We start from the raw sequence: 12,934 nt of genomic DNA, 5'->3' as shown, positions 1-12,934 counted from the left end.
AGCGCCGTAAAAAAACGACGAAATCCATATTTTAGTTGAAAAGACCCCATCATTGCTGATGGGGTCTGAAATTTCTAACGACGTAGGCCGTGTTTTTCGATTATGCCTTGGTAGCGTTTTACATCACGCGATTTAACATAATCAAGCAAACGGCGACGCAAAGCCACCATAGTCAACAAACCACGACGTGAGTGGTTGTCTTTTTTATGGGTTTTGAAGTGTTCTGTAAGGTTTTGAATGCGAACGGTAAGAACCGCGATTTGCACTTCAGGAGAACCAGTATCGCCTTCAAACAAAGCATTCGCTTTGATAACCGCTTCTTTAGCTTCTTTAGTAATCGACATCTAATATACTTTCTTTAAGTTTGAAAAACGCGGAACGGCTGAAAATAGCCCGCCCGCACGTCGCCCAAGGCAATCGCAACACCATCACAAACCGCTAATACCGCACGGGACATATCCTGCCCCGAAATATTACGTGGTCTGCGCTTGGCTTTTAATTCATCCATTTGTGGTGGAAGAACCAAAATTTTGCGCCCCTGCCGCAGGTCAAAAACCTCTGCTTCTTTAATGGCAAGCACCGGGATGTCGCCCAGTGCCGTCTCAAAAGGCAAAAGTAATTGCAACGCAGGGGCGTCTATACACATTTTTTCAAGATTTTCCAGTGTTATCGCTGTTTCTTGTTTAAATGGCCCAACAGACGTACGCCGAAGGTGAATAATATGCCCTTCTGCCCCCAATTTGTGGGATAAATCACGCGCCAATGAGCGCACATAAAACCCTTTTCCTGAACGAACAAAAAAAGACGCTGAAATGCTATCATTTGCTATCAATTTTAATTCATAGGTTTGGACTTTACGTGCCGCAAGTTCAAACTCTTCGCCGTCACGTGCCAAATCATAGGCACGCTCACCATCAACTTTAATAGCAGAATATTTAGGGGGGATTTGATCAATTTCTCCCAAGAATAATGGGATAATATTTTCAATTTCCTGCGTTGTTGGGCGCACTTCCGAGGTTGCCACCACTTCACCTTCTGCATCTTGGGTGGTGGTGCTTAAACCCCATTTTATTGTAAATTCATAGGTCTTTTGCGCTTCCATAAGCCAAGCAACAGTTCGTGTCGCCTCACCAAGTGCAATTGGTAAAACACCGGTTGCAAGAGGATCAAGCGTACCCGCATGGCCGCATTTATTGGCGTTTAAAAGCCGTTTAACCTTATTGACTGCATCAGTAGATGTTAGTTCCAATGCCTTATCAAGCACCAACCAACCGTGAATGTCATTTCCCTTTTTTCTGCGCTTGGACAAGATTAAAATTCCTCATCCTCATCAAGGGTGAAATTTTTGCGATCTAAATCTTGTTGCACATGCGGTTGCGCCAAAAGACCATCAATTTTAAGCGCGACATCATAGGAATTATCGGCAATAAATCTAAGTTTGGGGGTAAATTTGGCATCAATTTCATGTGCCACTTGCCCACGCAAAAACGCCGCCGCATGGTTCAAAGACTTGGCAACAATTTCTGGATTATCATCACCCAATGCCGACACAAAAATATTGGCATGCTTAAGGTCCGGTGACATACGCACCTCACCAATCGTAATTGAAATACCTTGCAAGGCCGGGTCATGGATTTCACCGCGCGCAATAATATTCACCAATACGTGACGAATGTTTTCCCCCGCCCTAAGTTGACGGTTGGTTGGGCCCAAAGTTTCTTTTGATTTTGAATTTCTTTTTTTCATGTTTTAACCTTTTTGCCCCCCTGTTAATGGGGGAGCTGTCACGGGCCTGCCGTGACCGAGGGGGAACATTCCCAAGCCCCCTCCGTCCCTTTTGGGACACCTCCCCCATTCGTTTTACTTATAGGGGAGGAGAAACGCCTAAAGGCTACGTTTAATAATCTCAACTTCAAAACATTCGATTTGATCGCCTTCACGGATATCTTGATAATCTTCAAAGCCCATACCGCATTCTTGACCGCCCGAAACTTCGGAAACTTCGTCTTTGAAGCGTTTAAGGGTTGAAAGTTTACCCTCATGGATAACCAAGTCATCACGAAGCAAGCGAACGCCACAACCGCGTTTGATTGTTCCCTCTGTAACGCGACAGCCCGCAATTTTACCAACTTTGGAAATTGAGAATACCTGAAGAATTTCGGCATAACCAATGAAAGTTTCTTTGCGTTCTGGCTCAAGCATCCCTGAAAGGATATCTTTCACGTCATCAAGCAAATTATAGATGATTGAATAATAACGAATTTCAACACCTTCATTCTCTGCTTGGTCGCGCACATGTTTCGCCGCACGAGCGTTAAAGGCAAGAATAACCGCGCCAGAAGATTTCGCCAAAAGCACATCAGATTCAGTGATACCGCCAACGCCTTGGTGAATAACACGCGCCGCAACTTCATCATTGTTCAATTTTGCAAGTGATGCTGAAATCGCCTCGGCAGAACCTTGAACGTCAGCTTTAACAATGAATGGGAATTCTTTAAGCTTTTGCTCTTTGATTTTCGCCAACATTGTTTCAAGGCCAGAACGTGAAGAGGTTTTGATCTGTGAGCGATCACGTTTCAAGCGAATACGATAATCGGTAACTTCGCGTGCACGTGCCTCGTTTTCAACAACAACCAATTGGTCGCCAGGTTCCGGCGCACCATCAAGACCCAAAATCTCAACTGGCTGCGCAGGTAATGCGGCATCAAGCACTTGGTTACGTTCATCGGTCATTGCACGAATACGACCCCATTGAGTACCCGCAACAACGATGTCACCACGTTTCAAAGTACCACGGTGAACAAGAACAGTTGCCACAGGACCGCGACCTTTATCAAGTTTCGCCTCAATAACGATACCTTCGGCAGTACGGTTCGGGTTCGCCTTAAGCTCCATGATTTCTGCCTGAAGCATGATTGCCTCAAGAAGTTTATCAAGGTTTTTCTTTTGCTTTGCCGAAACTTCTACTGCCTGTGTATCACCACCAAAATTCTCGGTGACGACGTCATATTGCAATAGTTCAGAAAGAACTTTTTCTGGGTTTGCATCAGGCTTATCAACCTTGTTCACAGCCACGATAATTGGAACACCCGCCGCTTTGGCGTGGTTAATCGCCTCAATAGTTTGTGGCATAACGCCATCATCCGCAGCAACCACAAGAATAACAATATCCGTAACTTCTGCACCGCGTGAACGCATTGCAGAGAATGCCGCGTGGCCCGGAGTATCAAGGAATGTAACCTTATCACCAGATGGCAAGCGAACCTGATACGCACCAATATGTTGCGTAATACCGCCGGCTTCACCAGAAACCACATCGGCTTGGCGAATTGCGTCAAGCAATGATGTTTTACCATGGTCAACGTGACCCATGATTGTAACGACTGGTGGACGTGGCAATTGGTTTTCATCAGTGTCTTCAATGCCTTCAAGACCAATTTCAACGTCTGATTCAGCAACACGTTTTGGAGTATGACCAAAATCAACCACGATTAATTCGGCGGTGTCAGCATCAAGCATGTCCGCACCCTTCATCATTTGTCCTTGCTTCATCATATATTTGATTACGTCTGTAAGACGCTCAGCCATACGGTTTGCAAGATCAACCAATGAAATCGCTTCTGGAATTACAACTTCGCGCGATTGTTTTGTTGGTTCTTGGTGGGTGCGTCCCATACGACGCTCACGTTCTTTTTCACGTGCACGGCGAACAGATGCCAGTGAACGTTGACGCTCACCGTCACCATCAAGCGCAGAAGTGATGGTAAGTTTACCAGCACGACGTGGCGCCGCGTTTTTATCACGTGACGCAGGAACAACTTTTAAAGGTGCTTGTTTTTGTTTTTTAACACGACCACCGAGTGAAGATAGAATATCAGGTGAATTTCCAGTCTCTTCCTCTTCTGGCTCATATGCCGCTTCAGGCGCAGGACGAGCCTCTTCTTGACGGCTTTGAGTCTGCTCACCAGCAGGTTTTGCAGCCTGTGGTGCAGGCGTTTCTTCTATTTCCTCTTCAACAACCGCAGCAGCAGCGGCTGCCTTATTCTTCTCGGCTTCAAGGCGTGCAAGACGCTCTTCTTCTTCGCGGCGAATACGGTCAAGTTCTTCCCGTTTTGCGCGTGCCTCTGCCTCGCGTTGTTCGCGTTCTTGACGCTCAAGTTCAAGTTCGCGTGCACGTTCCAATGCCTCTTGGCGTGCTTTCATTTCCGATGCAGAAAGACTTCCGGCAGCATTATTATGCGCTGGCTCAGCCTGAGTTGGGGTAATTGTTCTTGGCTTTAATGCGGCTTTTGGCACAAACCCTGGGGTTGGTGCTTTTGCAGAACCAGTTGCAACCGGTGCATCTGCGCCACGTTTTTTCTTCACCTCAACTACAACCGTCTTTGAACGTCCATGAGAGAAATTTTGGCGCACAGTAGAGCCAGCAGCCCCACCACGGTTAAGGCTAAGAGGTTTACGCGCATTCGCGCCGCGATCGTTTTCGTTATTATCAGTCATTATGTTCCATCTGCCTGCATTAGGCGTTGCAGGGCTTTTCCATCAAAATCGCCAATAAATCAAGTCTTGTTATTCAATTTTACCAATATTTATTTGAAAACTAAATCTCCCGCATTTCATGAGGGTTTGTATTTTGATTTAGTCCTCGTATCCAATTTTCATCATAAAGCGGCATAAAACCGCCAAGACGCAATATTTGTGCCTTGTAATTCTTGGCAAATGTACCGTGTCGCATAACGACATGTGCGCAATTTGCCACTCCTAATTTTGCCGAAAGCTGATCCATAGTGAAACAGCCGATAAGCTTTTGCTCAGCCTTGTTGCCAAGACGCGAAAGCAGTTTTGACCGCCCATCATTAGAGCCGTCACTTGCCTCAATCAAAAAGGCAGCATCATTGTCTTTTAGAAAGTCTAATGCCTTGTCGGCGCCAATTATAAGCTGATTTGAACGTTTGGCAAAACCCAATAAATCAAGGCAGTGATTTGATAATGCAATAGTTGTTCGCGCCACCAAATCTGCATTCGGTAGCACTTTTCGCTTTAATGATTTTGCAAATGCATTCCCAGAGACCGCCTTGGCGAGAATTTCGGCATCAGCACTTACCCAGACACCACGCCCCGGCGCGCGTGCGGCAACATCGGGGAAAATTTCCCCGACATCATCCGCGACAAACCTTATAAGTTCGTCATTTGTTTTTATCTCATAGGTTTGGGCGCAACGCCGCTCTTGGCGATGACCTTCACCCCGCTCATGCTTGTCCATCGGTTGAAGCCGCCTCCTCAGTTTCTTCGGTTGCAGCCTCTACCCAACCCATAGCAACACGCGCCGCCATAATCATGGCATCAGCGTCTTCAGATGAAAGGTTAAAGCTATCCAAAATACCGGCCTCACGAACACGCTCACCGTTTTTAACTTCGAACCAGCCACGTAAATCATCAGATACTAGGCCAGCAAGATCTTCAACAGTTTTTACGCCACCTTCAGCCAATGCAATTGCGATTTGTGGGGTAACGCCATCAAGTTCAAGCAAGGCTTGTTCGATTTGTAGGCTGGAAATTTTTTCTTCAAGTTCTTTTGCTTTAAGCTCAAGATGCTCACGCGCACGTGCTTGAAGTTCTTCAGCAACTTCTTGGTCAAAGCCTTCGATTTCCATCAAATCATCAATTTCAGTTCCGGCAAGGTCTTCAATGCTTTCAAAACCTTCAGAAACCAATAGACGCGCCATCATATCGTCAACTTCAAGCGCATTAATGAATAGATCAACAAGGGTTGCAGTTTCTTTTTCACGACGCTCACGCTCTTGCTCTTCTGTCAAGATATCAATCGACCAACCAGTAAGTTGTGATGCAAGGCGAACGTTTTGACCACGACGACCAATTGCAAGTGATAATTGATCTTCTGGAACGATAACTTCAACACGGTTTTCATCTTCATCAAGAACCACTTTTGAAACCTCAGCAGGTTGCAAAGCGTTTACGATAAAGGTTGCAGGATCCGGAGACCATGGAATAATATCAATCTTCTCGCCGCCCAATTCGCCAACAACGGCTTGAACGCGTGAACCGCGCATACCAACGCAAGCACCAACAGGATCAATTGAATTATCAGATGTGAAAACGGCGATTTTTGCGCGCGACGCAGGGTCACGGGCAACTGATTTAATCTCGATAACGCCATCATAGATTTCTGGAACTTCTTGCGTGAATAGTTTCGCCATAAAGCCAGGGTGTGAACGAGAAAGGAAAATTTGTGGGCCTTTTAGTTCGTGCTTAACTTCATAAATATATGCACGAACGCGATCGCCCATGTTAAGGGTTTCACGTGGCAAAGTTTGGTCACGACGGATAACACCTTCACCGCGACCCAAATCAACGAAGATGTTGCCAAATTCGGCACGCTTCACAGTGCCGTTAACAACCTCACCAACGCGGTCTTTAAATTCGTCAAACTGTTTCATACGTTCAGCTTCACGAACTTTTTGCGTGATAACTTGTTTACCGGTCAATGACATAACGCGGCCAAAGTCAAACAATGGCAATTGCTCAGTGAATACATAGCCAACTTCAACATCTGGCTTCAACTTAACCGCATCTTCAAGTGCGATTTGTTGCGCTTCGTTTAAAACTTCGTCATGAGTTGGAACAACTGTTTGACGACGGGTAATTGTCAACTCACCGCTTTTGGTGTCGATTTTGGCAACGATGTCGTGGATTGCGCCATAACGTGAAAGTGCCGCTTTGGTAATTGCGCCTTCGATAGCGTCAATAACGACCTTTTCATCAATATTTTTTTCAGCAGCAACCGAACGGGCAATTTGCAAAAGTTCAAGTCTGTTGGCACTGATCGCCATGTTAATCTCCACTATCTTCAGGGGTTTCAAGTTCAATTTTGCCATCATCAATGGCGGTTTCAATTTGTTCTAATTCGTCATCCTTGGCACGACGCGACAAAGATTCACGAATTAATTCATCGGTTAACACCAATTTGGCATTATGCAGCCACGCAAATGGAATAAGTGCGGTTTCTTCTTCGCCATCAAGGTCGATTGAAACATTGTCATTATCGCTTCCGACCAAAACGCCGGCAAAACGTTTTTGCCCCTCAACCATGCGGTTAAGTTCAAGCTTGGCACGAAACCCAGCCCAACGATCAAAGTCTTTAAGACGTGTAAGCGGGCGATCGATACCGGGCGATGAAATCTCAAGATTATATTCACCACTTATTGGGTCGTGCGCTTCAAGAATTGGGCCAAGACCACGTGACAATTTTTCGCAATCGCCAGACGTCATAGAACCATCAAAGGTTTCTGCCATAATCTGCAATGTTGGGCGCTTTGATCCCATCATGCGAATACGAACGATTTCATAGCCCAAATCGTGCGCAGCGGGCGCAAGCAAATCATAAAGGCTTTGTTCAAAAGGTGTTGTAGTAAGCATTTTACCAAATAAACCAAAAATAAAAAAGCGGCCCGAGCCCGAGCCGCCCAAGTCATTTTTCAATGACTGGAATAAACTGTTAGTTGCTATATAATATGGTTTTATGACTTTGTCACGACATTAAAGCACAATTTATTTTTTTACCGCTTCCTCAATATCTTTGATTATTATTTTGGACATTTTCAACATGGCGTCACGCGCCTTGTCGCCATGTTCGGAAAATAGCAATTGTGGAAGCATCTTGGGAATTATTTGCCAAGAGACGCCATAAGCATCGACAAGCCAGCCGCAACGGCTTGGCACCGCACCATCATTTATGAATTCGTCCCAATAATAATCAACTTCTTCTTGAGTTTCACAATCAACATATAATGAAAATGATGGGTTTAGTTTGAAATAATCGCCGCCATTAAACAAAATGTATTTTTGCCCTGATAATTCCAATGTGCCTGCAAAAAAATTTCCATCAGGACCATTTTTAACCTCAGTTAACGCAGCATCTTTGAATATCTTTAGGTAAAATTCAGCCGCTTTATGGGCATTATTATTAAACCATAAATAAGGTGTGACTTTATTCATATCACACCTATTGCATTGGCTTTGGGTGATTTACCATCCAAGGAACACCAAATTTATCAATCAACATTCCAAAACGGTGTGCCCAAAAAGTTTCTGAAATTGGCATATTGATTGTGCCGCCTTCTGCCAATGCCGCGAAAAACCTATCTGCATCTTCATTATTGTCGGTGACAATATTAATACAATAACCTGAATGCCCCTTGTGCATTCCCATTGGGGCATCACCGCCCTGAATAAATTTATCGCCAACTTGCAAAGTTACGTGCATGACACGTTCTGCCGCCTCTGGGGAATGTTGATAATCACCCGGCGCATCTTTATAACGAAAAAAACCGGTAATCTTGCCCTCCAATGCCTTTTCGTAAAATTTAAAAGCCTGTTCGCAATTACCGTCAAAGCCAAGATAATTAATTATATCTGTTATCATTTTGCGCTCCCTTTTTATCATGCCATTAGCAATCAGCAGAGCATATCACATTTTAAAAGAATGTAATCTTTAATTAGTTTTTATTGGTCACAGGTTTTGCCGATGGCGCATGTTGCGAATTTGGCTTTGCCACAACAGTTTTTGCTGGAGCAGGTTTTGCTGCAATAGTTTTTGGTGGTGCAGGTTTAGCAGGTGTTGGACTAGGCGCATCGCCATCAATTACGGCCGGCTTAACCGCCAAAGGCACGCATCGCGATACAAGCGTGTTGACAGCATCCGCACCAGGTGCAGCAACCGAACCTTTGATACCAAGTGCCGAAACACTCATAGATCCTTCGCCTTTTAGAACATTCAGCACTTGTTTAGTCTCAAGCCGGCGACTTACCTCAAGCATTTCGTAAGAATTTGCCGATGCAATATATTTCATGCCAGCAGATGTAGAGGCATGAACACCGCCAAACGAAACCCTTGTATCCTCACCAGAAGATGGTGAAGGCAAACCTGAAACTGAAATACTTACACCACCTGCTGGATTACAAGCCAGTGACACCAAAAGCGACCCTGAATTCAATGGAGATGCAATACGTGTTGGCGAAGTTGTGCGCCAATTGCCATTATTTTCAACTACATTTTCAAGTGTAGGGGCAAGTTGCGGTATTGCATCTTGAGCAGATTTTTTATTGTAAATTATTTCTCCGGTTTGCAGATTATATGTTGCTTCAACCCGATAGTTTTGCGGCGCAATTGCTGCCCCCTTATCATCTTTGTCGCAAAAACCGCCTATTACAAAGGATTTTTTTCCATTAGCAAGGTAAAGCCTTGGTTCATAAAGCATGTTGCCCAAAACCTCGGTTTTATGGCGCGGAACATCGACAATAATTGCTTGTGAGGTGCACGGTGCCGCATTTACTGCACTTGAAACCAATATAATACGGTCTTTGAAAATGCCTTTGTTTGGCTCTATGCCAACAATGCGAATGCTTTCATTACTTGTGGCTGACTTGGCATTTTTATCATTATTAAAAGACAAATTAAGCGCGTTTTGCGCAGTTTGTGGAAAAACTTGTTTGTTATCAATAAAGGCGGCAAGGCCATGTTCATTTGATTTAATTTCAAAAATGCCATCACGGGTCAGATACTGCCCTTGGGCCAATTCCGGTGGATTGCCATCCATTTTCACCAATTCGACAAATGCCGCACCTGGTGAAAGTGCCTTACCATCATGGCGAATTTGCGAAAGAACGATTGATCCTGGCTCTTCTGATGCAACAAATGTCAAAACCACAGATTTAGGAAAATCTTTGACAGGGGCAATTAATGCGCTTTCTTTTTGCTTTTGTGATGGCTCTTCAAAATTAAAACGGATTTCGATTTTACCGTCACCCTTTTCAACTTCCATATTGGAATTATAGCCAGCTTGTGATGATTTTACTTCATACTCTGAGATTACTCGCTCTACGGTTAAGCCAGTTGCAACAGGTTGTGCGCCTTCAATAGGTGTCGCAAGCACGTTTTGCGGACCAATTGAAATCATCAAAATGTCTTTATTGGAATCGCCTTTATATTGTGTATCTTCAATTTTCGGCTTGTATTTTAAAAATGGAAGTATGATGCCGCCAGTGAAAAAGCCAATAACGCCACAAAGCGCAGCAAAAAGCATAAAGGTGCGCATACCAACGCGAGCGCCATGCACATCTGTGGCTTTAACAGCTAATGACTCTTGATCTTGATTCTGGTTATTCATCTTTAATTACACAATTCAATACTTAACTAATTGAAGTAATTTGATTAAGACAAAGTAACCAAAATATTAATGGCTAGTATTTTTTCAGAACCTCAAATGGATCTTCTGATAAAATTGCCCCATTGGTAGCAATGATTTCTGAGTAATATTTCGCACTATTCTTTGGCGTTCTTTCCAATGTTTCATAATCAACATGGATAATACCAAATCGCTTTGAATAACCCAAAGACCATTCAAGATTATCAAGCAATGACCAACACATATAACCGCGAATATCAACGCCATCAGAAATCGCATTGTGAATTGCCTGAAGATGTCGCTGCATGTAATCAACACGCAAAGGGTCGTGCACCTTGCCCCTAATTGCTTTTGGCGGATCAAAGAATGCCGAACCGTTTTCAGTGATATAAAGCGGTGTATCGCCATAAAGCTCTTTGAACCATTTCAAAGTGTCATAGAGACCCTGTTCAAAAACTTCCCAACCGGTTTCAGTATACGTTTTGTGTGGCACGCGCACACCCTTTGCCTTTAGATGCCAATTATTAGGTTCATAAGCAGTAACAGAACGCGTGTAATAATTGATGCCGACAAAATCTAGTTTTTGTTTAATAAGTTCATAATCTTCGGCAGGTTGCTCTGGAAGCCACGCATCCTCAAAAATTTCCGCCATTTCTTCTGGATACTTACCCTTGAAAGCAACATCAAGATATTGTCGGTTCATATAGGCATCGGCACGCTTAGTCGCCGCAATGTCTTCTGGCGAATCAGTCGATGGATATTTTGGTTCAATATTTACAACCAAACCAATCTCATGCTTGCCGATTTCACGATATGCCTTAACCGCTGCACCATGCGCCCGCATCAAATTATGTGACGCAAGTGGGCATTCAGCACGGTTTTTATGACCTGGTGCAAGCGCGCCAAATAAATAACCGCCATCGGTTACAACCCACGGCTCATTAAGAGTGACCCATTTTTTAACCCTGCCATCAAGGTTTTTATACATAACAGACGCATATTCTGCGAAATAATCGGCAATGTCACGATTTAGCCAACCGCCAATATTATCAAGCGCTTCTGGTAAATCCCAATGATAAAGCGTGAGTAAAGGTTCAATATCTTTTTCGAGCAATTTATCGACAAGTCGAGAATAAAAATCGATGCCCTTTTGATTAATCCGTCCCCGGCCTTCTGGAAGAATCCGCGACCAAGAAGTTGAGAAACGATACGCCTTCATTCCCAAAGACGCCATCAATTCAACATCTGATTCCCAACGATTATAATGATCCGTTGCAACATCACCCGTATCGCCATTTAGCATTAAGCCCGGTGTATGCGAAAATTTTTGCCAAATACTAGGTCCGGCACCATCGGCCAAAGGCGACCCTTCAATTTGATATGCAGCAGTCGCAGAACCCCATAGAAACCCTTCAGGAAACTGAAACTTGTTTGACTTGATTCCTTCTGGCATAAATCCCCCTTGTTTGTTGCCCTTTGATTGGGTGATGATAATTATGTAAACGTTTACGCATTTTTACAATCGCTTGCAATAGCTTTTTTCAACTACTTTGCCTATACAAATGTTAAAACGTGCTAATATTGCCGATTAATCATATGCTTTAGGCGATTGAAAAACTATGAAATATAACTAGAGTTGCGCAACAAGGGGCATATATCTGCGCGTCTTTATCAAGGGAAATATTTTGGAAAAAGCTACAATTAAAGATGTTGCAAAGGCGGCAAATGTTTCTATTGCCTCTGCTTCTCGTGCATTAAATGGCGTTGGAAGAATTTCACCCGTTACAAAAGATAAGATTTTACGCGCCGCGCGTGAATTAAATTATGTTCCGCATTTTGGGGCGCGTTCGCTTATTCGCAAAAAGACAGACATCTTTGGTGTGCTTCTTCCTGATCTATACGGCGAATTCTTTTCCGAATTGGTGCGCGGTGTTGATACTGCAGCGCGGGCGTCAAATTATCAGATATTATTATCATCATACCATAATGATGCCAAAGAAACCAAAAGTGCAATTGCCGCGATGCGCGGGCGGGTTGATGGCATAATTGTTATGACCCCCTATGAATTTGGTGAAATAACCTATTCCGATGTGATTGGCGCACCCATTGTTCAGATTTCCAGCCTTAATAATCATGGTGGAACACCAATTATCGCAATTGATAACTTCCAAGGTGCAAAAATCGCCACCGAACACCTTTTAAAGCAAGGCTATAAAAACATTGCCCACCTTTCCGGTCCAAAAGTAAATATGGAGGCCAAGGAACGTTTAAACGGTTACCTTGACGCAATAAAAAATATTTGCCCTGAAAAAATTTACGAGGGTGATTTCCGCGAAGAAAGCGGTTTTGAAATTGCCGAACAAATAGCAAGCGATGTTAAAGCTGGCATAATTGATGCGGTTTTTGTTGCGAATGACATGATGGCAGTTGGTTTAATCAATGGCTTGAAAGAAAAAAAATTAAAAGTGCCAGACGATATTGGTGTTGTTGGTTTTGATAACGTACCAATTGGTCGATACGTAACGCCAAGCCTTACAAGTCTTGGTGTTGATATGTCGCAATTAGGCAAAAAGGCCGTTGAAATTTTAAATTTATTGGTGAACGGTAAGCCCAATAGCGCGGATACAAACAAGCTCGTAGTTTTCACGCCACATTTATTTGAGCGTGAATCGTCTATAAAGCCAGAATAAAATAAGTGGATTAAAACAAAAACCACATTATCTGCATCTTAT

At 43.7% G+C, this 12,934-nt stretch carries 12 protein-coding genes; 1 reads left to right on the top strand and 11 read right to left on the bottom strand.

The window, feature by feature from the left end; translation table 11 throughout:
* Window positions 1–74 precede the first annotated feature (74 nt).
* The 11 genes from rpsO to KXV15_RS03430 all read right to left on the bottom strand — a co-directional run bounded on the left by rpsO (window position 75) and on the right by KXV15_RS03430 (window position 11,655).
* A complete protein-coding gene (gene rpsO / locus KXV15_RS03480) occupies window positions 75–344 on the bottom strand; it encodes a 30S ribosomal protein S15 (RefSeq protein ID WP_240006765.1) in 270 nt (89 codons plus the stop codon).
* A gap of 14 nt (window positions 345–358) precedes the next feature.
* On the bottom strand, window positions 359–1,309 hold the full coding sequence (gene truB, locus KXV15_RS03475; RefSeq protein WP_240006764.1) for a tRNA pseudouridine(55) synthase TruB: 951 nt from the start codon (window positions 1,307–1,309) through the stop codon (window positions 359–361).
* Window positions 1,310–1,311: 2 nt separating this feature from the next.
* Window positions 1,312–1,746 carry a 30S ribosome-binding factor RbfA gene (rbfA, locus tag KXV15_RS03470; RefSeq protein ID WP_240006763.1) on the bottom strand — a complete coding sequence of 145 codons (435 nt, stop codon included), beginning with the start codon at window positions 1,744–1,746 and terminating at the stop codon, window positions 1,312–1,314.
* A gap of 138 nt (window positions 1,747–1,884) precedes the next feature.
* Window positions 1,885–4,497 (bottom strand): translation initiation factor IF-2, encoded by a 2,613-nt coding sequence (infB, locus tag KXV15_RS03465; RefSeq protein ID WP_240006762.1) that lies wholly within the window; start codon window positions 4,495–4,497, stop codon window positions 1,885–1,887.
* 100 nt (window positions 4,498–4,597) lie between these two features.
* Window positions 4,598–5,260: a DUF448 domain-containing protein gene (locus tag KXV15_RS03460; protein WP_240006761.1), complete on the bottom strand. Its 663-nt coding sequence runs from the start codon at window positions 5,258–5,260 to the stop codon at window positions 4,598–4,600.
* Window positions 5,247–6,854: a transcription termination factor NusA gene (gene nusA, locus KXV15_RS03455; protein ID WP_240007200.1), complete on the bottom strand. Its 1,608-nt coding sequence runs from the start codon at window positions 6,852–6,854 to the stop codon at window positions 5,247–5,249. The genes KXV15_RS03460 and nusA overlap by 14 nt, the downstream gene beginning before the upstream one ends.
* Window positions 6,850–7,434, bottom strand: coding sequence for a ribosome maturation factor RimP (rimP, locus tag KXV15_RS03450; RefSeq protein ID WP_240006760.1), 585 nt, complete (start codon window positions 7,432–7,434; stop codon window positions 6,850–6,852). Before rimP ends, nusA begins: the two co-directional genes overlap by 5 nt.
* A 132-nt stretch (window positions 7,435–7,566) precedes the next feature.
* On the bottom strand, window positions 7,567–8,013 hold the full coding sequence (locus KXV15_RS03445) for a VOC family protein (RefSeq protein ID WP_240006759.1): 447 nt from the start codon (window positions 8,011–8,013) through the stop codon (window positions 7,567–7,569).
* A 7-nt stretch (window positions 8,014–8,020) separates the two neighbouring features.
* Window positions 8,021–8,440: a VOC family protein gene (locus tag KXV15_RS03440; protein WP_240006758.1), complete on the bottom strand. Its 420-nt coding sequence runs from the start codon at window positions 8,438–8,440 to the stop codon at window positions 8,021–8,023.
* A 73-nt stretch (window positions 8,441–8,513) separates the two neighbouring features.
* Window positions 8,514–10,184: a hypothetical protein gene (locus KXV15_RS03435; protein WP_240006757.1), complete on the bottom strand. Its 1,671-nt coding sequence runs from the start codon at window positions 10,182–10,184 to the stop codon at window positions 8,514–8,516.
* 73 nt (window positions 10,185–10,257) lie between these two features.
* Window positions 10,258–11,655 carry a GH1 family beta-glucosidase gene (locus KXV15_RS03430; RefSeq protein WP_240006756.1) on the bottom strand — a complete coding sequence of 466 codons (1,398 nt, stop codon included), beginning with the start codon at window positions 11,653–11,655 and terminating at the stop codon, window positions 10,258–10,260.
* Between the two features lie 232 nt (window positions 11,656–11,887).
* On the opposite strand from KXV15_RS03430, the gene KXV15_RS03425 reads away from it, so the two are divergent.
* Window positions 11,888–12,892: a LacI family DNA-binding transcriptional regulator gene (locus KXV15_RS03425; protein WP_240006755.1), complete on the top strand. Its 1,005-nt coding sequence runs from the start codon at window positions 11,888–11,890 to the stop codon at window positions 12,890–12,892.
* The last annotated feature ends 42 nt before the right edge of the window (window positions 12,893–12,934 follow it).

It is taken from the genome of Pseudaquidulcibacter saccharophilus, from assembly GCF_019455445.1.
Lineage (GTDB): Bacteria > Pseudomonadota > Alphaproteobacteria > Caulobacterales > Aquidulcibacteraceae > Pseudaquidulcibacter > Pseudaquidulcibacter saccharophilus.
Note: the sequence above shows the minus strand (reverse complement) of the source record. Positions and strands in the feature narration are given on the sequence as shown.

What these genes read in the sequence shown, in the direction of transcription:
- KXV15_RS03435 (WP_240006757.1), bottom strand. Translation starts at nt 10,184, where the DNA reads ATGAATAACCAGAATCAAGATCAAGAGTCATTAGCTGTTAAAGCCACA.
- rimP (WP_240006760.1), bottom strand. Translation starts at nt 7,434, where the DNA reads ATGCTTACTACAACACCTTTTGAACAAAGCCTTTATGATTTGCTTGCG.
- KXV15_RS03460 (WP_240006761.1), bottom strand. Translation starts at nt 5,260, where the DNA reads ATGGACAAGCATGAGCGGGGTGAAGGTCATCGCCAAGAGCGGCGTTGC.
- KXV15_RS03445 (WP_240006759.1), bottom strand. Translation starts at nt 8,013, where the DNA reads ATGAATAAAGTCACACCTTATTTATGGTTTAATAATAATGCCCATAAA.
- KXV15_RS03430 (WP_240006756.1), bottom strand. Translation starts at nt 11,655, where the DNA reads ATGCCAGAAGGAATCAAGTCAAACAAGTTTCAGTTTCCTGAAGGGTTT.
- rbfA (WP_240006763.1), bottom strand. Translation starts at nt 1,746, where the DNA reads ATGAAAAAAAGAAATTCAAAATCAAAAGAAACTTTGGGCCCAACCAAC.
- rpsO (WP_240006765.1), bottom strand. Translation starts at nt 344, where the DNA reads ATGTCGATTACTAAAGAAGCTAAAGAAGCGGTTATCAAAGCGAATGCT.
- infB (WP_240006762.1), bottom strand. Translation starts at nt 4,497, where the DNA reads ATGACTGATAATAACGAAAACGATCGCGGCGCGAATGCGCGTAAACCT.
- KXV15_RS03440 (WP_240006758.1), bottom strand. Translation starts at nt 8,440, where the DNA reads ATGATAACAGATATAATTAATTATCTTGGCTTTGACGGTAATTGCGAA.